Genomic DNA, 23,772 nt, shown 5'->3' with positions numbered 1-23,772 from the left:
TTCAATACCATTCCAATTGTGTTATCGTACGTTCAATTTCAGGAAATGAATCGATATACTCAAGTACACGATTCATTTCTTTTTCACAAATAACACGATTAGAGGATACAGAAACAATTGCAATTTCCGTACGTTGCCATACATCTTGATGCCCTACTTCTGAAACCGCTACGTTATAACGCTGTTTCACACGAGTTAGCACCCGTTGCAAAATTGCTCGTTTCTCTTTTAAAGAATGCACATCGTAAATCATACACTCGAATGAGAGTGAAGCGATAATCATCGCTTCACTTCTTCCATAATGTATGCTTCAATAATGTCCCCTTCTTTAAGATCATTATATCTCTCAATTGTAATACCACACTCATAGTTTTGTGCAACTTCTTTTACGTCGTCTTTGAATCGTTTTAACGTATCAAGTTGTCCTTCGAAAATTACTACGCCATCACGGATAATACGCACACCACTATCACGTGTAATTTTACCGTCTGTTACGTAACAACCTGCGATTGTTCCAACTTTTGTTACTTTAAACGTTTGACGTACTTCTGCTTGACCGATTACTTTTTCTTCGAATTCTGGATCTAACATACCTTGCATCGCTGCTTCGATCTCTTCGATTACTTTATAAATAATGCGGTGTAATCGAATATCAACGTTCTCTAATTCAGCTGTACGCTTCGCATTCACATCTGGGCGTACGTTAAATCCAATTACAATTGCATTAGATGCAGAAGCTAAAATGATATCAGATTCTGTAATCGCACCTACGCCTGTATGGATAATTTTAACTTTAACACCTTCAACATCAATTTTACGAAGTGATGCTGCCATTGCTTCTACAGAACCTTGTACGTCTGCTTTCACAATTAAGTTAATTTCTTTTACATCGCCCTCTTGGATTTGTTGGAATAAATCTTCAAGGCTTAATTTAGATTTTTCACCACGTTGAGCAAGTAACGCTTCTTGCGCACGTGATTCACCGATTTGACGAGCTTTCTTCTCATCAGCGAATGCCATGAAACGATCTCCCGCTTGTGGCACTTCGTTTAAACCTGTAATTTCGACAGGAGTTGATGGACCAGCAACTTTTACACGACGACCAATATCACTTACCATTGCACGAACACGTCCGAATGAAGTACCAACAACGATTGGGTCTCCAACTCGAAGCGTACCGTTTTGAACAAGTAATGTCGCGATAGTTCCTTTACCTTTATCAAGCTGTGCTTCAATTACAGTACCAGTTGCATAGCGGTTTGGATTTGCTTTATATTCTTCTACTTCACTTACAAGAAGAATCATTTCTAGTAAGTTGTCAATTCCTTCACCTTGAATTGCAGAAATTGGTACGAAAATTGTGTCTCCGCCCCATGCTTCTGGAACTAATTCATATTCTGTTAATTCTTGCATTACGCGATCAGGATTTGCTGCTGGTTTATCCATTTTATTCACAGCAACAATAATTGGTACTCCTGCTGCTTTCGCATGGTTAATTGCTTCAACTGTTTGTGGCATAACACCGTCATCAGCTGCAACAACAAGGATTGTAATATCTGTTACTTGTGCACCACGAGCACGCATCGTTGTAAACGCCGCGTGACCAGGTGTGTCTAAGAATGTAATCTTCTTGTCATTTACTTCAACTTGGTATGCACCAATGTGCTGAGTAATTCCACCTGCTTCGCCAGCAGTTACTTTAGAGTTACGGATAGAGTCAAGTAATGTTGTTTTACCATGGTCAACGTGTCCCATGATTGTAACTACAGCTGGACGCTCTTTTAAGTTCTCTTCATCATCTTGCTCATCGATGAATGTTTCAAACTCAGTCTCGCTAACAATTACTTCTTCTTCTACTTCAATACCGTAGTCGTTAGCAATTAACTCAATTGTATCTTTATCTAAGTCTTGGTTAATTGTTGCCATAATTCCAAGCATGAAGAGCTTCTTAATAATTTCAGATGGCTCTTTGCTTAATTTCTTAGCAAGGTCACCTACTGTAAGGCTTCCAGAGAAAGTAATTTTATCTGGTGTTTCTACAGTTTGTGTTTGTTGTCTTCCAGCAAAGTTCTCTTGACGCTTGTCTTCGTTTCCTTTGCCTTTCTTCTTTTTCTTATTGCTGTTCTTTTTACTACGAACAACTTTTTCTTCTACTTCAAACTCATCTGCAACAGAAGGTTTTTCAGCTTGATACTCATTATCTAATTTGTTTACTACTTCATCGTCTAACATTGTCATATGATTCGAAACCTCGATATTCATTTCTTTTAGTTTTGTCATAAGCTCTTTACTTGAGATATTATGTTTTTTCGCATATTCATGCACTCGAATTTTACTCATACCTTCACCCCCGGTAACTTGTATCGAGCATGCTACGCAGCTTTTTCGCAAAGCCTTCATCTAACACAGCTACAACGACTCGCTCATCTCTCCCAATCGCATGCCCTAATTGTTGTCGATTTTCGACCTTTCTCATTGGTACGTTGTAGTACGTCGTTTTATCCGTGATACGCTTTGTAGTATTTACTGACGCATCCTCAGAGAGCAACACAAGTTTTGCCTTGCCACTTCGTACTTCCTTTAAAACGAGTTCTTCACCCGAAATAATTTTTCGAGCCCGGTTTGCTAGTCCTAAAAACGATTTCCAATCGGACACTTATTTCGACTCCTTCTCAACAAGCTCAAGAAGCTCTTCATAAAGAGAACTGTCGATTTTCGCTTTTAGATGATGTTCCAAAACATTTTTCTTTTGAGCTTGAAGAATGCTTTCTTTATCTTTTGATAAATAAGCACCTCGTCCTGATTTCTTTCCAGTTAAATCAATAGACACTTCTCCCTCTTTGGAACGAACAATGCGAACGAGCTCTCGTTTTGATTTCATTTCTTGCGTTGCAACACATTTTCGTAACGGAACTTTTCGATTGCTCATACTCATCACCTCTATTCGATTTCGTCTTCAACAGAATCGAATCCGAATGCGACTACGCTATCTTCTTCTGTTACAATACCAAGTTGTTTCGCATCAGACTCACTCTTAATATCAATTTTCCAACCTGTTAATTTAGCTGCAAGACGTGCATTTTGTCCACGTTTACCGATAGCTAATGACAGTTGGTGGTCTGGAACAACAACTGTTGTTGCTTTTTCTTCTTCATCTACAAGTACTTTCACAACTTGTGATGGGCTTAAAGCATTGGCAACATATTCTACTGGATCATTTGACCAGCGAACGATGTCAATCTTTTCACCTTTTAGTTCGTCTACAATGCGTTGTACACGTTGTCCTTTCGGTCCTACACAAGAACCTACTGGATCCACATCAATGTTCTCTGCATGTACAGAGATTTTAGAACGATCTCCTGCCTCACGTGCTACAGAACGAATTTCAACCGTTCCATCATAGATTTCAGGAACTTCCATTTCGAATAAACGTTTTAAAAGACCAGGATGTGTACGTGATACGTAAATTTGTGGTCCTTTTGTTGTTTTTTCTACTTTCGTAATGAATACGCGAATACGATCATGTGGTTTGTATTGTTCGTTTGGCATTTGCTCACTTACAGGTAATAAAGCTTCTACTTTTCCTAAGCTTACATAGATGAAACGAGCATCTTGACGTTGTACGATACCAACCATGATATCTTCTTCACGGTCACTAAACTCAGAGTAAATAACACCACGCTCAGCTTCACGCACTCGTTGTGTTACAACTTGTTTTGCAGTTTGTGCTGCAATACGACCGAAATCTTTTGGTGTTACTTCAATTTCTAGTACGTCACCATCTTGATAGTTTGGATTAATTTGTCTTGCTTCTTCAACAGAAATTTCAAGACGTGGATCAAACACATTATCAACAACGTCTTTACGTGCTAAAACTTGGATTGTTCCCACTTGTGGGTTAAAGCTCACACGAACGTTTTGTGCTTGGTTAAAATTGCGTTTATAAGCAGAGATTAACGCTGCTTCAATCGCATCAATAATAATATCTTTGCTAATTCCTTTTTCTGACTCTAATACGAGCAAGGCATCTAACAACTCAGTGCTCATGAAGATCCCCCTTCTAACTAAAACGTAACAGCAAGTCGCGCATTTGCAACTTTGTCCATTGGAATTTGGATTTCTTTTTTACGTGTTTTAATTGTTAATAATAGTGTAATTGTAGTACCATCGTAGGAAAGCATTTTTCCTTCAAACATCTTTTCACCATCAATCGGCTCATATGTTTTAATTGCCACTTGTTTTCCTACCGCTTGCTGGAAGTCTTTCTCTTTCTTTAATGGACGTTCTGCTCCAGGAGATGACACATCCAAAAAGTAAAGATGAGGAATTGGATCCTCTTTATCTAAAGCTTCGCTTAAACGTTCACTCACCGCACCGCATTCTTCAATGTCGACTCCCTTTTCAGAATCGATGAATACGCGTAAGAACCAGTCTTGTCCTTCTTTCACATACTCTACATCTACAAGTTCAAGATTTAACTCTTCAACGATTGGCTGCGCAAATGCTTCTACAACTTCTGTGACTTTCTTATCCATAAACAGCCTCCTTCCTGCCGCCATGTACCATTCACAAGAAAAGACCCCGTCCATAGAACGGTCTATCTTATTCTTTCTCGTTAGCTAACAAAAGCCCCTGCCGTTAAGCAGGGAATATCTGTCTTAGTATTACCAAATTTAAGAAGTAAAACTTGTAACAAAATATGTATATACGACAGAAATTTCTTACCTCTCCACATCAATAAAATGTAGATAGTAACACGAAAGAGTGGGTTTCCCCACTCTTCTTTTCACACAATATACATGACATGGTTATCTCGGTTAATAGTATACCATACCAAATGTTGATTTGCAAAGACTTTTCCTACCTATCAGAACAGCGATAACTGGTTTTGATCCGGCAAATCACCTAAACAACCTTGACTATCTAAATACTCAATAATTGTTTTCGAAACCTTACTACGCTGCTGCAAGTCTTCTTTTGATAAGAATTCTCCATTTTTACGTGCTTCCACAATACTTAAAGCTGCGTTTGTACCAAGACCAGGCACCGCATTAAATGGAGGGATTAATGAGTCTCCATCAATAATAAAGTCTGTTGCATGTGAGCGATATAAATCGACCTTTTGGAATGAGTATCCACGCTCACACATTTCAAGTGTCATTTCTAGTACCGTTAATAAACTCTTCTCTTTCGGTGCTGCATCTAAACCTTTTTGCGCAATTTCATCGATTCTTGCACGTATAGATGCTGAACCTTTTGCCATCGCTTCTACGTCAAAGTCATCTGCACGAACCGTAAAGTATGCCGCATAGAATAAAAGCGCGAAATGTACTTTAAAGTATGCGATACGCACAGCCATAAGTACATAAGCAGCCGCATGGGCTTTCGGGAACATGTACTTAATCTTCTTACATGAATCGATATACCAACCTGGTACATTATTACTTTTCATGTCCTCTTCCCATTCTTCTGGTACACCTTTACCTTTACGTACTGACTCCATGATTTTGAAGGCTAATGATGGGTCCAAACCTTGATAGATTAAGTATACCATGATGTCATCACGACAACCGATAACTTCACTCAGCGTACATGTACCGTTATAAATTAACTCGTTCGCATTACCAAGCCATACGTCCGTACCATGTGATAATCCAGAAATTTGGACTAACTCTGAGAACGTCGTCGGTTTTGTCTCTTCTAACATCTGTCTTACGAATTTCGTACCAAACTCTGGTATACCAAGTGTACCTGTTTTACAGTTAATTTGTTCTTCCGTTACGCCTAACGATTCTGGCCCTGAGAAAATTTTCATTACTTCTGGATCATCCGTTGGGATTGTTTTTGGATCAATACCACTTAAATCTTGTAACATACGAATAACTGTCGGATCATCGTGTCCTAGTATATCAAGCTTCAATAAATTATCATGAATAGAGTGGAAGTCAAAGTGTGTCGTTCTCCACTCAGCACCTATTGAATCTGCTGGATACTGTATTGGTGAGAAATCAAAAATGTCCATATAATCTGGCACAACGATAATACCACCTGGATGCTGCCCTGTTGTACGTTTTACACCGGTACATCCTGCTACTAAGCGATCAATTTCTGCATTTCGAATCGTTAAGTTATGATCATTTGCATAACCTTTTACATATCCATAAGCAGTTTTTTCCGCAACTGTACCAATCGTTCCTGCACGATATACATAATCTTCACCGAACAGTACTTTCGTATAGTTATGGGCACGTGGTTGATATTCCCCGGAGAAATTCAAATCGATATCGGGTACCTTATCTCCTTTAAATCCAAGGAACGTTTCGAACGGAATGTCATGTCCATCTTTTACATATGGAATATTACAAGTTGGACATTCTTTATCCGGTAAGTCGAAACCAGACCCTACAGAACCATCATTAAAGAATTCTGATTGCTTACACTTCGGACATACATAATGTGGTGGTAATGGGTTTACTTCTGTAATTTCCATCATCGTTGCAACGAATGATGAACCTACCGATCCACGCGAACCTACTAGATATCCGTCTACTAATGATTTTTTCACAAGTTTATGTGAAATTAAATAAATTACGGCGAATCCATGACCAATAATACTTTTTAATTCTTTTTCTAAACGGGCTTCTACTATTTCAGGTAACTCTTCACCATAAATGCTACGCGCCATTTTATAACTCATATCACGCGTTTCATCATCTGCACCTTCAATTTTCGGTGTATATAGATCATCTTTTACTGGATGAACATCACCAATTAATGATGCAATCTTTTGTGTATTCGTTACGACTATTTCTTTCGCTACGTCTTCACCTAAAAATGAGAAACACTCTAACATTTCATCCGTTGTACGGAAATGTACAGGTGGTAATGAATGTCGGTTTAACGGATTCGCTCCACCCTGTGAACTTACTAAAATTTTACGATACATTGCATCTTCTGGATTTAAGTAATGCACGTTTCCTGTAGCCACAACTGGTTTATCTAAAGTCTCACCTAGTTTTACTAAGTTAGAAATAATTGTTTTTAATTGTCCCTCATCTCGAACGAGTTCACGCTCTACTAAATGACGTAACACTTCTGGTGGCATTACTTCAATGTAATCGTAGAACTGCGCAATTTCTTCTACCTCTTCAGGAGCTTTTTGCATCATCGCCTCAAACACTTCACCTTTATCACAAGCCGTTCCTACTAAAATACCTTCACGATACTTTTTTAATAGTGATCTTGGTACTCGCGGTACACGGTAAAAGTAATTTAAATGAGAATATGAAACAAGTTTATATAAATTTTTCAATCCAACATCCGATGTAGCAAGTAATGTCATATGACTTGGACGCCCGCGTTTATATGCATCCCCTTGTCCCATACTATCGTTTAATTGATCATGATATTCAAAACCTTTTTCAATTACCTCTTTTAACATTTTTACAAGTAAATATCCCGTTGCTTCTGTATCATAAATTGCACGGTGATGTTGCGTTAATTCGATATCCATCTTTTTACACAACGTATTTAAACGGTGATTTTTCATTTCTGGGAATAAGAATCGTGCAAGCTCTAACGTATCTATTACTGGATTTTTTGTTTTTTCTAAACCAGCTTTTTTAAATCCTACGTTAATAAAGCCCATATCGAAGCTTGCGTTATGAGCAACAAGTGTATGGTCGCCCATCCATTCTTCAAACTTTTTAAACACTTCGTCCACTTCTGGTGCGTCGGTTAACATATCATCTGTAATACCTGTTAATTCAATGATCGTTGCCGATAATGGTTGATGCGGATTTGCAAAAGATTCAAAGCGGTCAATAATTTCGCCGCCTTTTACTTTTACAGCAGCTAACTCAATAACTGTATCATATACAGCTGATAAACCTGTCGTCTCAACGTCGAAAACAACATACGTTTCCTCTGCAAGTAAACGATGCGCTTCGTTATACGCTATTGGTACACCGTCATTCACTAAGTTTGCTTCCACACCATATATAACTTTAATTCCGGCTTTTTTCCCAGCTGAATATGCTTCTGGGAATGACTGTGCCACAGCATGGTCTGTAATGGCAATAGCCTCATGCCCCCATTTACCAGCTTGAGCAACAAGCTTAGAAACTGGAGTAACAGCATCCATTTGACTCATTGGCGTGTGAAGATGGAGCTCTACTCGTTTTTCGCCTTCTGGTGCTTTATCTTTACGAGACGGTCCTGTTATTTCATTAATATCATTTGCAATCATTACTAAATCTCGAACAAATGTATCATTTTGAACAGAACCACGAGCCTTCACCCACATTCCTTTTTTCAAGGATTGTAGCATTGGAATATCTTCTTTATCACGTGAGAACATTTTGATCATAATCGAATCTGTATAATCAGTTATTTTTAAAGTTAATAACGTACGTCCACTACGAAGCTCTTTCGTTTCCACATGGAAGACATATCCTTGAACTGTTTTTCTTCTTTCTTCATCTTGAATTTCTCGCATTGGTGTAATCTCTTCATCTGGCTTAATAAGATACCCGAGTGTGATCGGCCCTTCATGCACAACGCTGCTTTCTTCAGCTTGCTTCTTCGCCATTTCTTCCATAGCTTGTATAACACGCTCGCGGTCTTCTTGTTGCGTTTGCTCACGAAACTTTTGCATTTCTTCTGTATTTTGCTGTATATGTGTATCTAACTGGAAACGCGGGAATCCAAAAGCCTCGTATTGATCCCCTACTGGTTTCGCAACGTTTTTCTTTAAAGCAGTAGATTCCAGCTCATTATTCACATTTATAAGTAACTTCACTCCATTGACCTGTGGAAGCTGCTTCTTTAAATAAGCAAACATAGGTGAAAATGTAATTCGTTCCGTACAAAGTGGCCAATACGCCCTCACTTCTTCTTCAGTAAATTGTTTGTTCTCTGTTTCTAATGCAAATGTTGTTCTTGCAATATGAGAAAATGATTGCTTAAGCTTTGTTTCTAGCAATTCATATAATTCTGTAGGCAAAATACGTGGCACTTGTAAATTAAAATGCCAACTTTTATTCGTTTTATCGATAACGAGCCTTTCAATACCACCGCCTTGTAAATATTGATTTATAAGGTCGTCTGGTATTTGCAACTGCTGGAGCAAAATTTGAAATCGCTCTTTTTGTTCATTTGTTAAAGACATAAGCACTCTCCTTCCATTTGCTATTATAAATTGAAACGTACTACAAAGAAAGATTTCTCCCTTCTTCTTTTACAAAATACGTTTACAAAGAAAGAGAAGGTACCTCATTACGAGGTACCTCTTCCTATTTTAAAATATTAGCAATATATGTTTGAAGTTCTTCTACTTTTACTTCTTCAGACTCACCTGTAGCACGTACTTTCACTTCTACAATACCTTCGTCTGCTTTTTTACCAACTGTCACGCGAACTGGAAGGCCGAATAAATCAGCATCAGCAAATTTAACGCCTGCACGTTCTGCACGATCATCTAGTAATACTTCATATCCTTGCTCTTGTAATGAGTTATAGATGTTTTCACCCATTTCACGTTGTGCATCAGATTTCATATTTACTGGAATTACATGCACATGGAACGGTGCAACAGCTTTTGGCCAAACTAAACCGTTCTCATCATTAAACTGCTCTGCAATTGCTGCCACTGTACGAGACACACCAATGCCGTAACAACCCATAATAAGTGGTTGTGTTTTTCCGTTTTCATCTAGGAATGTTGCGTTCATTGCTTCACTATAACGAGTTCCTAATTTAAATACATGACCAACTTCAATTCCGCGTGCGAAAAGAATTGTTCCGTTTCCGTCTGGAGATTGGTCTCCTTCTTGAATGAATCGTAAATCCGTATATTGACTTACTTTAAAGTCACGTTCTGGATTTACATTTACATAATGGAACCCTTCTTCGTTCGCTCCTGAACATCCGTTGACAATTGATGCCACAGCGTGATCAGCAATAATTTCGATATCACCTGTTACACCAATTGGACCTAATGAACCAACTTCACAATTTAATAATTCTTTTACTTCTTCATGAGAGGCAAGCTCAACAACGGAAGCACCGTATACATTTTTCACTTTTACATCGTTTACTTCATGATCACCACGAACAAGTACAACTACTAATTTCTCATCTACTTTAAATACCATAGACTTAATGCACTTTTCAGCTTCGATGCTTAAGAATGCAGATACTTCTTCAATTGCTTTTTGGTCTGGTGTTGCTACTTTTTCAAGCGCTTTTTCTGCTTCGTCACTCTTCGTATACGTAGCTACAACAGGAGCCATTTCGATGTTCGCTGCATAATCAGATGTATCAGAGTATGCAATTGTATCTTCACCAACATCAGATAATACCATAAATTCATGTGTATCTTTTCCACCCATTGCCCCAGAATCAGCAATAACCGCACGGAAATTCAAACCACAACGAGCAAAAATGTTAGAGTATGCTTTGTATAAGCGATCGTATACTTCATCTAAGCTCTCTTGTGTAGCATGGAAAGAGTATGCATCTTTCATTAGAAACTCTCTTCCACGTAATAAACCGAAACGAGGTCTTTGTTCATCACGGAATTTTGTTTGAATTTGATATAATGTTAACGGTAATTTTTTATATGACTTTACTTCATCACGTACAAGATCCGTAATTACTTCTTCATGTGTCGCTCCTAATGCAAATTCACGAGCGTTACGATCTTTCATACGCATTAATTCAGATCCGTAAGAATACCAACGACCTGACTCTTGCCATAATTCTGCAGCTTGCATCGCTGGCATTAATAATTCTACAGCACCTGCGCGCTCCATTTCTTCTCGAACGATACGTTCTACTTTGTGTAGTACTTTTAATCCAAATGGTAGAAAACTATAAATACCAGAAGCATTTTGACGCATAAAACCTGCACGAAGTAATAACTGATGACTCTTAATCTCCGCATCAGCTGGAACTTCACGTAATGTAGGACTGAATACCATACTTTGTTTCATCTATTCGCACCTCTTCATTTTACTCTTACACGCAGGAAAACCCCTCACCTCGAGTTAGGTGAGGGATTTTATTCTACGAGCTCTATTTCATTATAAGTTTCACTTTATTTTACAAGAAAAACTTACGAATGTCATTCCAAGTTACAACTAACATAAGTAACATTAATAATGCAAAACCAATAAAGTGAACCATTCCTTCTTTTTGGCGGTCAATTGGTTTCCCGCGTAACGCTTCAATTAAGAAGAAGAACAAACGTCCACCGTCTAAAGCAGGAACTGGTAGTAGGTTAAATAAACCAAGGTTAATACTTAAAACGGCTGCTAAACTTAATACACGCGTAAATCCATAATCTACAACTTGATCTGTTAGATTATAAATTCCTACTGGACCTGACAACTCATTAATAGAGAATTGGCCGGTTACTAATTTCACAAGAGACTCAAAAATTAGTTTCGTCCATTGGTATGTTTGTTCAAAACCTGATTTAATAGAACCCATCACTGTTTTTTCTACAGGAGAGTAAACACCGATTCTACCAACTTCTTCTTTACCTTCTTTATCGAGCGTTGGCGTTACTTTCACATTAAACTGTTCACTATCACGCTTTACTTGTAACGTAATTTCTTTATTCGGATTTTCACGTACAATGGTAACAACATCTTTCCATGTACTTGTGTTTTTCCCATCAATAGCTTGAATTGTATCATTTTCTTTTAATCCAGCTTGCTCTGCCGCACTATTCTCCATCACTTTTCCGACCATTGGTTTGTCAACAGGAACACCTTGTACAAATCCAAGAATCACAAAAATAACAAATGCTAAAATGAAGTTCATTGCAGGACCCGCAAAGATCGTTAAAGCACGTTGACCTAATTTCTTAGAGCCAAACTGTCTATTATACGGAGCAATTTGAATTTCTTCACCAGCAGTAATAATACGAGCCTTTTCATTCACTCGGAATGTTTGAAGCTCTTCCTCGTACTCTTCATAACCCGAAATTGTTAAATTATGCTCTAAATCAGATTGTTCGACTTCAATAACGCGAACATTTGGATACTTTTCATATCCATCAAAAACTAATTTTACAACTTCGTCTTTTTCGTTTAATACAAGGCCAACCTTTTTCCCAGGCTTTAACTCAACTGTATCTGCATCCTCGCCAGCCATTCTTACATAGCCGCCAAGGGGCAGTAATCGAATCGTATACACCGTTTCATTCTTTTCAAATGAGAATATTTTCGGACCAAAACCAATCGCAAACTCACGGCATAAAATACCTGCTCGTTTTGCGAAATATAGATGCCCTAGCTCATGGAAAAATACGAGTGCACCGAAAATTAATATAAAGGCAATCGCTGTATTCAATTCCATACCACCTTTGCTAAATTTGTTCCATCACAAACCGTCTTGTGGCTGCATCAATTTCCAGAATTTCCTCTAAGCTTGGACGTGCAATGACATTGTGATGGTTCATTGCTTTTTCAATGAGGTCTTCCACTGTTAAGAAACCAATTCTCTTTTGTAAAAAAGCTTCAACAGCTACTTCATTCGCTGCATTCATTACAGCTGGCATACTTCCACCTGTTTTTCCAGCTTCATACGCAAAGCGCAAGCAACGGAAACGTTCTTGATTCATTTTCTCAAAATGCAATGTACCCATTTCCCATAAATTTAACTGCTTTGTGTCTGAAAGAGGTAATCGATCAGGATATGTAAGTGCGTATTGAATTGGCACTCGCATATCAGGTGAGCCAAGCTGTGCCATCACACTACGATCTTCAAATTCAACCATAGAATGAATAATACTTTCTTTATGTAAAACAACATCGATTTGCTCATAAGGGATACCGAAAAGCCAATGTGCTTCAATTACTTCTAGCCCCTTATTCATCATTGTAGCAGAATCAATTGTAATTTTCGAACCCATTGACCAGTTTGGATGTCGAAGCGCATCTTCTACGGTCACATGATGCAATTCATCTCTCGTTTTATCACGGAAACTTCCACCAGAAGCCGTTATAATTAGTCGAGAAATTCTTTTTTCATTTTCACCATTCAAGCATTGAAAAATAGCTGAATGTTCACTGTCTACTGGAAGTAACGAAACATTATGTTTTCGCGCTGCTTCCATTACAAGATGCCCTGCAGTTACTAACGTTTCTTTGTTTGCAATTCCAATTGTTTTTTTCGCCTCAATTGCACGAAGTGTCGGTAACAACCCTACGCTACCTACAACAGCATTTACTACGATCTCCGCATCTGGATGTAATGCTACTTCTAAAAGTCCTTCACTACCATATACAATTTTTGTATTACCAGAGACAGCTTGTAATTTTAAAACATCTTCCTCTCTTTGCACAGAGACAATTTGCGGAGAAAATTCTTGAATGACTTTTACTGCGTAGTCAATATTTTTCCCTACAGAAAAAGCAACGAGACGGAATTGGTCTGGGTGCGAGCGTAATACATCTAAAGTTTGTGTACCAATTGATCCGCTTGCACCTAATAAACTAATGTTTTTCATGACTCCAACCCCTCGTTCATTTATTAATTGTATTGTAATAAGAAGTAGAGAATTGGTAAAACGAATAACCAACTATCTGTTCGATCTAATATACCACCATGTCCAGGTAAAATTGTACCTGAATCTTTTACGCCATAATGACGTTTAAATGCAGATTGTACTAAATCACCAATTTGTCCAAAAATAGAAATGATAATTGTCAGCACAATTAAAATTACTACATTCGATTCCACTGGGAAGAACATGTTGTAAACAAGCGCCACAATAATTCCACAAACGATGCCGCCTAATGAACCTTCAATCGTTTTATTTGGACTAATTTCTGGCCATAATTTTCTTTTTCCTAATGCTTTTCCTACGAAATATGCACCTGAATCAGTAGCCCATATAACAAATAATGCGCAAAACACATATTTAATTCCTAAAATTCTCGTTTCATTCAAATATAAGAATCCCATTGCAACATATGTTGTCGCCATTAGTAAAAATGAAGCATTGTCAAAAGTAAATGTATTCTTAGAAAGGACTGTATATGATAAAAGTAATAGAACAATCACAAATGTGATTTCTAATTTACCTAATCCAATCCAAGTAAACAGTTCTGATGCACTACTTGGAATTAAAATAATCCATAATAATACTGCAGCTAAAACTGTTGGTACTGAAATAAGCGTAAGCTTATTCATACGAATTAATTCATATAAACCTATAGAAGCAAGTGCATACACTAAAACCGTAAAAGGCACGCCACCGTAAATTACGATGGGAATGAATAGCGCGGCAGCAACCACTCCAGTAATAATTCTCTGTTTCACTACCAAACCCTCTCTTTCTACACGCCTCCGAATCTGCGCCCTCTATGCTGAAAGTCTGTAATCGCATTTAGCAAATGTTCCTCGGTAAAATCTGGCCAATACACATCTGTAAACCAAAATTCCGAATATGCAATTTGCCATAACATGAAATTACTAATACGTAGCTCTCCGCTCGTACGGATTAACAATTCTGGGTCAGGTAAAGAACTCGTCATTAAGTAGGAAGAAAGCATTTCTTCGCTTACATCTTCAACACGAACTTTTCCTTCCTCACGATCTTTCATCATATGTTGCACAGCAGAAACGATTTCATCTCGACTTCCATAGTTTAACGCGAAATTCAGAATTAATCCCGTATTCTCTTTCGTCTCTTCCATGGCCTTCTCCATCGCTCTGCGTGTATGCGTAGGAAGACGATCTTGTTGCCCTATTACACGGACTTGTACGTTCTCTTCAATCAATTCTGGTAAAAATGTACCTAAAAATTCTTCTGGAAGCTTCATTAAATAATCAACTTCCTTTTTTGGTCTTTTCCAGTTCTCAGTTGAAAAAGCATAAAGAGTTAATACTTTCACATTAAGTTTGCTTGCAAATTTTGTGATTTTCTTTACAACTTGCATGCCTTCATGATGTCCCGCAATACGAGGCATCGCTCTCCTCTTTGCCCACCTTCCATTACCATCCATAATGATGGCAATATGTTCTGGGATGTATCCTTTTTTCACTTCTTCAACGAGATGATCAAACGATGTGTCCTTTTTACCTTTAAAAAAAGGAAAGTTTTTAAACATCATTCATACCCTCCAACAAGCAGACGTATGCCTAAAAGTGTAAAAAGACCCCCTTAAGAAGAGGGTCATATTTGCGAAAGTATCGCTATTACACTTCCATGATTTCTTTTTCTTTGTTTTTTGCGATTTCGTCAACTTTTGCAATATATTTATCTGTTTCTTTTTGGATATCTTCAGTATATCCTCTTAAATCGTCTTCTGTAATCTCGCCAGCTTTTTCAAGCTTCTTAAGATCATCGTTACCGTCACGACGTACGTTACGAACAGCAACTTTTGCTTCTTCAGCATATTTTTTCACAACTTTTACAAGATCACGACGACGCTCTTCTGTTAATGCAGGGAATGCAATACGAATTACAGTTCCATCATTAGAAGGGTTTAAGCCTAAATCTGCTTTTAAAATTGCTTTTTCGATATCACCGATAGAAGTTTTATCATACGGTTGAATTACAAGTAAACGTGCTTCTGGAACTGTAATGTTCGCTAATTGCACAACTGGTGTTGGTGCACCATAGTAATCAACTTGTACTTTATCTAATACAGACGCGTTTGCACGACCAGCGCGAACTGTTGCTAATTCGCGTGAATAAGCAGCAACCGCTTTTTCCATTTTTTCATTTGCAGACTTCAATACTTGTTGTCCCATATTTATTTCCCCCTTACAACTGTTCCGATATTTTCGCCTAACACGGCACGTTTAATATTCCCTTTTTCCATAACCGAGAATACAATTAATGGAATATCATTATCCATACATAGAGAAGAAGCTGTAGAATCCATTACACCTAAACCTTCTTTTAATACATCTAAGTAAGTAAGTGTTTCGTATTTCGTAGCTGTTGGGTCAATAGATGGATCTGCATTATATACGCCATCCACATTGTTTTTCGCCATTAAAATTACGTCAGCTTCAATTTCCGCTGCACGTAATGCTGCCGTTGTATCTGTAGAGAAGTATGGGTTACCAGTACCTGCTGCAAAGATAACAACACGTTTTTTCTCTAAGTGACGAACTGCTTTACGACGAATGTAAGGCTCTGCCACTTGACGCATTTCAATTGAAGTTTGTACGCGAGTTTGAATTCCGATGTTCTCCAAGCTATCTTGAAGAGCTAATGAATTCATAACTGTCGCTAACATGCCCATGTAATCCGCTCCTGCACGATCCATGCCCATCTCACTTCCAATTTTTCCACGCCAAATGTTACCGCCGCCAACAACAACAGCAACCTCTACATCTAGTTCTGCAATTTCTTTCACTTGTTCCGCAACTGACTTAATAACAGCTGGGTTGATTCCAAATCCTTGCTCGCCAGCTAAAGCTTCTCCACTCAGCTTTAAAACGACACGATTATATTTTGGTTTACTCATAATGAACCTCCAATTGCTTACATCTTTATTTTAAAAAAGGGAACACAATGTGTTCCCTAATCTGTATTAGTTACTACCTTTTACTTGGTTCATTACTTCTTCAGCAAAGTTGTCTTCGCGTTTTTCGATACCTTCACCAACAGCGTAGCGAACGAATCCTTTTAATGTTGCGCCTTTAGACTCAACGAATTGACGAACTTTCATATCAGGGTTTTTAACGAATGCTTGGTCAAGTAAGCAAATCTCTTCGAAGAATTTGCCTAGACGGCCTTCAACCATTTTTGCAACGATTTTTTCAGGCTTGCCTTCGTTTAATGCTTGTTGTGTTAATACTTGACGCTCATGCTCAACTTCTTCAGCTGTTACAGCATCACGATCGATGTATTTTGGGTTAACTGCAGCGATGTGCATTGCTACGTCTTTAGCAGCCGCTTCATCAGTAGAACCTTCAAGAACTGTTAGAACACCAATGCGTCCACCCATGTGTAGGTAAGCACCGAATGCATCTGCATCAGTTTTTGATACGATTTCGAAACGACGAAGTGTAAGCTTTTCACCAATTTTAGCGATTGCTTCGTTGATGTGCTCTTCAACTTTTTTACCGTTTTCCATTGTTTGAGCCATAGCTTCTTCAACGTTAGCAGGCTTCTTAGCTAATAAGTGAGCAGCTAATTCTTTAATTAATGTTTGGAAACCTTCGTTTTTCGCAACGAAATCAGTTTCAGAGTTTAATTCTAAGATTAAACCGTCGTTACCGTTTGTTTCGATGAAAGTTAAACCTTCAGCAGCGATGCGGTCTGCTTTTTTAGCAGCTTTCGCGATACCTTTTTCACGTAAGAAGTCAATTGCCTTCTCCATGTCGCCGTTAGTTTCTGTTAAAGCTTTTTTGCAGTCCATCATACCTGCGCCAGTTTTTTCACGTAATTCTTTTACCATTTGTGCAGTGATTGCCATACTTTTCATCCTCCTAAAATATGTATTTATACCTTTTATAAAGGTGTTTATACCTTAAAAAAGGTGATAAAAGGCCGAACCCCTTATCACCTTTCCAACTTTGTTACGCAGTAACAGTTTCTTCACCTTGTTTTGCTTCAAGGATCGCGTCTGCCATTTTAGATGTAAGAAGTTTTACAGCACGAATTGCATCATCGTTCGCTGGGATAACGTGATCGATTTCGTCTGGATCACAGTTTGTATCAACGATACCGATGATTGGAATGTGTAATTTGCGTGCTTCAGCAACTGCAATACGCTCTTTACGAGGGTCTACTACGAATAATGCACTTGGAAGACCTTTCATATCTTTAATACCGCCTAAGAATTTCTCAAGACGCTCTAACTCTTTTTTAAGTTGAACAACTTCTTTCTTAGGTAGTACTTCGAAAGTACCATCTTCTTGCATTCTTTCGATGTCTTTAAGACGCTTGATACGCTTTTGGATTGTTTGGAAGTTAGTTAAAGTTCCACCTAACCAACGTTGGTTAACGAAGTACATACCAGCACGAGTTGCTTCTTCTTTAATAGCTTCTTGTGCTTGTTTTTTAGTACCTACGAATAAGATGTCTCCGCCTTCAGCAGCGATGTCACGCATAACTTTGAAAGCTTCCTCAACTTTTTTCACAGTTTTTTGTAAGTCGATGATGTAGATACCGTTACGCTCTGTGAAAATGTAACGCTTCATTTTTGGGTTCCAACGACGAGTTTGATGTCCGAAATGAACACCAGCTTCAAGCAATTGCTTCATAGAAATTACTGACATAATATAGTTCCTCCTAAATGGTTTTTGATATCCTCCGTTTACTTCATCTCTAAGCGAAACTACAAACGTAGCACCAACACTTAAATCAGTAAACGTGTGTACTTTGTACTGACACCACTGCTTACTATATCATACTGAAATATTACAATCAAGTCGAAAATGCGAACAATGTAAAACTTTCTTTGTTCATACTTGAATTCTAGTATTACCAACCTGCATTTCTTTTAAGCAAAAAGTGAAATGCAATTCATGGCTTTTCAAAAAAATGCGATTATGACGCTATGTACGAACAACATCAATCTGTTATACAAAAAAACTCCCCTCAAAAAATGAGAAGAGTTTTATAAATTAGTTTGTTTTTAATTTAGCAAGTTCATGTAAGAATTTGTCGTTTAATACTTTAATGTATGTTCCTTTCATACCTAAAGAACGCGACTCAATTACACCAGCACTTTCTAATTTACGAAGTGCATTTACGATTACCGAACGAGTGATTCCTACGCGGTCAGCAATTTTACTTGCAACAAGTAAACCTTCTGTTCCGTTTAATTCTTCGAAGATGTGCTCGATTGCTTCTAACTCACTGTAAGATAATGAGCTGATCGCCATTTGAACAACAGCTTTGCTACGTGCTTCTTCTTCAATTTCTTCTGCTTTTTCACGTAAAATTTCCATACCTACAACAGTTGAGCTGTACTCAGCAAGAATTAAATCATCATCTAAGAACTCTTGACCAAGACGAGCTAAAACTAATGTACCTAGACGCTCACCGCCACCAACGATCGGTACGATTGTAGTTAAGCCTTGACCAAATAATTCTTTATTTTCTACTGGGAATGCTGTGTAAGCACTGTTTACATCTAAGTTTGAAGATGTTTCTGTAATGTTGAATAAGCTTTGTGTATACTCTTCTGGGAATTGACGCTCTGCAAGCATTTGTTTCATACGCTCATTCTCGATTTGTTGGTGAATTGCATAACCTAGTAATTTACCACGACGGCTTACTACGAATACGTTCGCTTCGATTACTTCACACATTGTGTCAGACATTTCTCTAAAGTTTACAGGCTTTCCTGCTGCGCTCTGTAATAACGCATTTAATTTTCTTGTTTTTGCTAATAATTCCATTTCAAAAGTTCCTCCTACATGTTACTCACATATTTTTTCATCACTTGGAAACTAGGGCGAGTCACCTGATGACACTATTACAAAATAAACTGGCTCACATCTTTATTTTTAGCAATCGTTGCTAATTTTTCCTCAACGTATTGAGGCGTTATCGTTATTTTCTCTAACGTAATTTCAGATGCTTCAAACGATAAATCTTCAAGGAGCTTCTCCATAATCGTATGAAGTCTTCTTGCTCCAATATTATCTGTATCCTGATTAACTTGATAAGCAATCTCAGCAATCTTACGAATAGCTTCGTCTGAAAATTCAATTTCTATACCTTCAGTCGCTAATAAAGCAATATATTGTTTTATTAACGCATTGTCAGGCTCGATTAATATTTTAACAAAATCATCCGTCGATAATTTTGTTAATTCTACTCGAATCGGAAATCTCCCTTGTAATTCCGGAATCAAATCTGACGGTTTAGACATATGAAACGCTCCAGCTGCAACGAATAAAATATAATCCGTTTTTACTGATCCGTATTTTGTCGCAACATTTGATCCTTCTACAATTGGTAAAATGTCACGTTGCACACCTTCACGTGATACATCTACACTATTCGACTGCTTACCAGCAATTTTGTCAATTTCATCGATAAAAATAATCCCGAGCTGTTCAGCACGATAAACAGCCTCTTGTGTAACTTCATCCATATCAATTAAGCGCTGTGCTTCCTCATTTGTCAAGACTTTTCTTGCTTCTTTTACAGAAAGTTTACGTTTTTTTGTTTTTTTCGGCATAAAACTTCCTAATGCATCTTGAAAATTCATCCCCATTTGTTCCATGCCAGTTCCTTGCAGCATATCGAACATGGAAGACTGTTGTTCAGTCACTTCAATCGATACAATTTCATCTTCAAGAAGTCCTGCAGCAAGCTTTCTTTCCACATCTTGACGTTTCTTTTCGATTTCAACATCTTCCTGTGAATCTGTTGTTTGATTCGAATTTTGAGCGCCACCAAATAGCATTTCTAATGGGTTTTTAAATCCAGATTGCTTCTCCGGACTCGGCACTAAAATTTCAACAAGACGTTGGTTCGCTTGTTCTTCTGCTTTGTCTTGTACTTTTACTACCATTTCTTCTTTCACAATGCGAACTGACGTTTCCACAAGGTCACGTACCATCGATTCTACATCTCTACCTACATATCCAACTTCTGTAAATTTCGTAGCTTCAACCTTAATAAAAGGTGCTCCAACGAGTTTCGCCATTCGTCGTGCTACCTCTGTTTTACCAACACCTGTCGGTCCAATCATTAAAATATTTTTAGGTGCAATTTCATCACGTAGATTTTCAGCTAATTTACTTCGGCGGTATCGATTTCTTAAAGCTACAGCAACCGCTTTCTTCGCATCCTTTTGACCGATAATGTATTGATCTAATTTTTCCACAATTTGACGCGGAGTAAAATGTAAATGCATATAAAATGCCTCCCTTACGATTCTACAATTCTTCCACAATTATATTGTGGTTTGTATACACACAAATATCGCCTGCAATGTCTAAACTCGCTTTCGCAATTTGCTTCGCTGTTAAATGTTCACTTGCATATTGTTTTAAAGCACGACCTGCTGAAAGCGCATAATTTCCGCCAGATCCAATTGCTAAAATACCATCATCCGGTTCAATCACTTCTCCCGTACCTGAAACAAGGAGCATCGTTGTTTTATCCATGACAATGAGCATCGCTTCTAGCTGACGTAACATTTTGTCACCGCGCCATTGCTTCGCCATCTCAACAGCAGCACGCTGCAAGTTTCCATTATACTCTTCTAATTTCCCTTCAAACATTTCAAAAAGAGTAAATGCATCAGCAACTGAACCTGCAAAACCAGCTAAAACTTTCCCTTGAAAAAGTTTACGAACCTTACGAGCTGTATGTTTCATTACAACAGCATTTCCCATTGTCACCTGGCCATCTCCAGCCATTGCACATTCTCCATTATGATGAACTGCAAATATCGTTGTAGCGTGGAAATTTCCCATAGAAAAAACTCCTTTATATGTTTTTATAGCTTTAAAAGCAATTTATGCCCGTGGGTGATGCTTCATGTAGACAGAACGCAATCTTTCTTTAGAGACATGCGTATAAATTTGTGTAGTAGACAAATTTTCATGACCGAGTAGCTCCTGTACAGTACGTAAATCTGCCCCTTCATCTAACATATGTGTAGCAAATGTATGCCTTAACATATGAGGACTTATACGCATTGTCAGTGAAGCTTTCTTAATGAGTTCATTTAATACATAGCGTACTCCTCGACTTGTCAGCGGCGTGCCTTTCGCATTTAAAAATACCATATGAGATTGTTCTTCAGTTTTCTTGGCTAACTGTTTTCTCCCGTTCTCTATATAAGTAATTAAAGCATCTTGTGCATAGCTCCCGAACGGTATATACCTTTGTTTTTTTCCTTTTCCCATTACTAAAATTGTTCCCACCGCAAAGTCAATATCGGTAAGTTGTAAATTGACACATTCACTCACACGGATCCCGGTCGCATACATCAACTCTAATAAAGCTTGATTCCTTTGACCTAACGGGGTTTCCGTATCAGAAACTTCAAATAATTCCTCTAATTCTTCAGCATATAAAAACTTTGGGATTGACAATTCTTTTTTGGGGAGTGACGCAAGTGCAAACGGATTATCCTTCCGATAACCTTCACGCATCAAAAAACGATATAAACTTCGTAAGCTTGATACTTTTCTTGCGACAGATTTACGGGCTAACTTTTCATCGTGCAACGTCGTTAAGTACAAACGAACATCCGCGTATGTAATATCTAAAAAAGAGGATATGCCTTCTCGCTCCATAAATTGCACAAAATGTTCTAAATCATTTTGATAACTTGCAATTGTATATTTTGAATAATTTCTTTCAATTTGTAAATATCCAACGAATAATTGTAACAATTTCTTCACATTCACACAATTCACCTCAATAAAGGCTACTAAATCGTATCACAACTTAGTAGCCTTTGCAAGAAATTTAACTAAATATTTACAAAATTTCGAATCGTTTCTAAAGCGCGTGTTGCATATGCTTCATTACGTTCTGCTTTCTTTTTAATTTTCTTCTCTAACGGTGCAAACAGACCGAAGTTTGCATTCATCGGTTGGAAGTTTTTTGCATTTGTCGCAGTAATATAATTCGCCATACTTCCCATCGCAGTTACTGGTGGTAATACAACCGGCTCTTCACCTTTTACAAGTCGAGCAGCGTTGATACCTGCTAGCAATCCTGAAGCCGCTGATTCAACATATCCCTCCACTCCAGTCATTTGACCAGCGAAGAATAAATCATCACGTTGTTTATATTGGTATGTTGGACGAAGCAAGTTAGGTGAATTAATAAACGTATTACGATGCATTACACCATAACGTACAATCTCTGCGTTTTCCAGTCCTGGAATCAACTGTAACACTTCTTTTTGCGGTCCCCATTTTAAATGCGTTTGGAAACCTACGATATTGTATAACGTTCCCGCTGCATCATCTTGGCGTAACTGAACAACAGCATATGGCGTTTTCCCTGTTTTCGGATCTTCTAATCCAACAGGTTTCATCGGTCCAAATACTAGTGTTTGTCTTCCTCTACTTGCCATAACTTCTACCGGCATACAACCTTCAAAGAAAATTTCTTTTTCAAATTCTTTTAAAGGTACTGTTTCAGCAGCGATTAAAGCCTCGTAAAAACGGTCAAATTCCTCTTCCGTCATTGGACAGTTTAAATATGCCGCTTCACCTTTATCGTAACGAGATTTTAAATACACTTTATTCATATCAATGCTGTCTTTCTCAACAATCGGTGCTGCTGCATCATAGAAATAAAAGTAGTCTTCACCCGTTAATTCTTTTAATTGCGCAGAAAGATCAGGCGACGTAAGTGGACCTGTCGCGATAACAGTAGGACCTTCTGGAATTTCAGTGATTTCTTCATTCACCACAGTTACGTTCGGATGATTTTTCACATATTCCGTTACTTTTGCCGCAAATTCATGACGATCTACCGCTAAAGCCCCTCCTGCTGGTACAGAACACTCATCAGCTGCACGAATAATAACAGAATCCATTAAACGCATTTCTTCTTTAATAACACCAACAGCATTTGTTAATGTGTTTGCGCGAAGCGAGTTACTACATACTAATTCTGCAAATTTATCTGTGTGATGAGCTGGCGTTTGCCTTACCGGTCTCATTTCGTATAATCTTACTTGGACACCACGTTTTGCAATTTGGTAAGCTGCTTCACTTCCTGCAAGACCTGCGCCAATGACGTTTACTACTTGTGTTGTCATATATTTATCACCTTTCCTTTTCTTCCCGAAAAAAATGTGAGCA

At 38.0% G+C, this 23,772-nt stretch carries 21 protein-coding genes; all 21 read right to left on the bottom strand.

Annotation, left to right across the window (positions count from 1 at the left end; all coding sequences use genetic code 11):
* Position 1: 1 nt before the first annotated feature.
* Positions 2-283, bottom strand: a complete 282-nt coding sequence (locus QCI73_RS08645; RefSeq protein WP_000582364.1) for a DUF503 domain-containing protein — start codon at positions 281-283, stop codon at positions 2-4.
* Complete coding sequence (infB, locus tag QCI73_RS08640) at positions 280-2,340, bottom strand: translation initiation factor IF-2 (RefSeq protein ID WP_353822754.1); 2,061 nt, start codon at positions 2,338-2,340, stop codon at positions 280-282. The genes QCI73_RS08645 and infB overlap by 4 nt, the downstream gene beginning before the upstream one ends.
* 4 nt (positions 2,341-2,344) lie before the next feature.
* Entirely contained in the window at positions 2,345-2,656 is a 312-nt protein-coding gene (locus tag QCI73_RS08635; RefSeq protein ID WP_353822753.1) for a YlxQ family RNA-binding protein, read from the bottom strand.
* On the bottom strand, positions 2,657-2,929 hold the full coding sequence (rnpM, locus tag QCI73_RS08630; protein ID WP_000071128.1) for an RNase P modulator RnpM: 273 nt from the start codon (positions 2,927-2,929) through the stop codon (positions 2,657-2,659).
* Between the two features lie 11 nt (positions 2,930-2,940).
* Complete coding sequence (nusA, locus tag QCI73_RS08625; RefSeq protein WP_000102609.1) at positions 2,941-4,047, bottom strand: transcription termination factor NusA; 1,107 nt, start codon at positions 4,045-4,047, stop codon at positions 2,941-2,943.
* Positions 4,048-4,064: 17 nt separating this feature from the next.
* Positions 4,065-4,535 (bottom strand): ribosome maturation factor RimP, encoded by a 471-nt coding sequence (rimP, locus tag QCI73_RS08620; RefSeq protein WP_000359097.1) that lies wholly within the window; start codon positions 4,533-4,535, stop codon positions 4,065-4,067.
* 332 nt (positions 4,536-4,867) lie between these two features.
* Positions 4,868-9,169, bottom strand: a complete 4,302-nt coding sequence (locus QCI73_RS08615) for a PolC-type DNA polymerase III (RefSeq protein ID WP_353822752.1) — start codon at positions 9,167-9,169, stop codon at positions 4,868-4,870.
* Between the two features lie 124 nt (positions 9,170-9,293).
* Entirely contained in the window at positions 9,294-10,994 is a 1,701-nt protein-coding gene (locus QCI73_RS08610) for a proline--tRNA ligase (protein ID WP_000814308.1), read from the bottom strand.
* A gap of 109 nt (positions 10,995-11,103) precedes the next feature.
* Positions 11,104-12,360, bottom strand: coding sequence for an RIP metalloprotease RseP (gene rseP, locus QCI73_RS08605; protein ID WP_001090248.1), 1,257 nt, complete (start codon positions 12,358-12,360; stop codon positions 11,104-11,106).
* Between the two features lie 16 nt (positions 12,361-12,376).
* The gene (gene dxr / locus QCI73_RS08600; protein WP_000790362.1) at positions 12,377-13,519 is read right to left on the bottom strand and encodes a 1-deoxy-D-xylulose-5-phosphate reductoisomerase; all 1,143 of its coding nucleotides are present in this window, start codon (positions 13,517-13,519) and stop codon (positions 12,377-12,379) included.
* A gap of 23 nt (positions 13,520-13,542) precedes the next feature.
* Positions 13,543-14,334: a phosphatidate cytidylyltransferase gene (cdsA, locus tag QCI73_RS08595; protein WP_000813584.1), complete on the bottom strand. Its 792-nt coding sequence runs from the start codon at positions 14,332-14,334 to the stop codon at positions 13,543-13,545.
* A 17-nt stretch (positions 14,335-14,351) separates the two neighbouring features.
* Positions 14,352-15,128, bottom strand: coding sequence for an undecaprenyl pyrophosphate synthase (uppS, locus tag QCI73_RS08590; protein ID WP_000971300.1), 777 nt, complete (start codon positions 15,126-15,128; stop codon positions 14,352-14,354).
* Positions 15,129-15,213: 85 nt separating this feature from the next.
* Positions 15,214-15,771 carry a ribosome recycling factor gene (gene frr / locus QCI73_RS08585; protein ID WP_000531500.1) on the bottom strand — a complete coding sequence of 186 codons (558 nt, stop codon included), beginning with the start codon at positions 15,769-15,771 and terminating at the stop codon, positions 15,214-15,216.
* A 2-nt stretch (positions 15,772-15,773) separates the two neighbouring features.
* A complete protein-coding gene (gene pyrH / locus QCI73_RS08580) occupies positions 15,774-16,496 on the bottom strand; it encodes a UMP kinase (RefSeq protein WP_000042663.1) in 723 nt (240 codons plus the stop codon).
* A gap of 66 nt (positions 16,497-16,562) precedes the next feature.
* The gene (gene tsf, locus QCI73_RS08575) at positions 16,563-17,450 is read right to left on the bottom strand and encodes a translation elongation factor Ts (RefSeq protein ID WP_001018580.1); all 888 of its coding nucleotides are present in this window, start codon (positions 17,448-17,450) and stop codon (positions 16,563-16,565) included.
* 103 nt (positions 17,451-17,553) lie between these two features.
* On the bottom strand, positions 17,554-18,255 hold the full coding sequence (rpsB, locus tag QCI73_RS08570; RefSeq protein WP_000111483.1) for a 30S ribosomal protein S2: 702 nt from the start codon (positions 18,253-18,255) through the stop codon (positions 17,554-17,556).
* Between the two features lie 348 nt (positions 18,256-18,603).
* Positions 18,604-19,383, bottom strand: coding sequence for a GTP-sensing pleiotropic transcriptional regulator CodY (gene codY / locus QCI73_RS08565; protein WP_000421288.1), 780 nt, complete (start codon positions 19,381-19,383; stop codon positions 18,604-18,606).
* Between the two features lie 77 nt (positions 19,384-19,460).
* Entirely contained in the window at positions 19,461-20,852 is a 1,392-nt protein-coding gene (gene hslU / locus QCI73_RS08560) for an ATP-dependent protease ATPase subunit HslU (RefSeq protein ID WP_000550081.1), read from the bottom strand.
* A gap of 22 nt (positions 20,853-20,874) precedes the next feature.
* On the bottom strand, positions 20,875-21,417 hold the full coding sequence (gene hslV, locus QCI73_RS08555; protein WP_000526271.1) for an ATP-dependent protease proteolytic subunit HslV: 543 nt from the start codon (positions 21,415-21,417) through the stop codon (positions 20,875-20,877).
* A 42-nt stretch (positions 21,418-21,459) separates the two neighbouring features.
* Positions 21,460-22,359, bottom strand: coding sequence for a tyrosine recombinase XerC (gene xerC / locus QCI73_RS08550; RefSeq protein WP_001101228.1), 900 nt, complete (start codon positions 22,357-22,359; stop codon positions 21,460-21,462).
* A gap of 65 nt (positions 22,360-22,424) precedes the next feature.
* Positions 22,425-23,729 carry an FADH(2)-oxidizing methylenetetrahydrofolate--tRNA-(uracil(54)-C(5))-methyltransferase TrmFO gene (gene trmFO / locus QCI73_RS08545; RefSeq protein ID WP_002028254.1) on the bottom strand — a complete coding sequence of 435 codons (1,305 nt, stop codon included), beginning with the start codon at positions 23,727-23,729 and terminating at the stop codon, positions 22,425-22,427.
* Positions 23,730-23,772: the final 43 nt, after the last annotated feature.

This window comes from Bacillus cereus group sp. MG16 (assembly GCF_040459875.1).
GTDB classification, from domain to species: Bacteria; Bacillota; Bacilli; order Bacillales; family Bacillaceae_G; genus Bacillus_A; species Bacillus_A paranthracis.
Note: the sequence above shows the minus strand (reverse complement) of the source record. Positions and strands in the feature narration are given on the sequence as shown.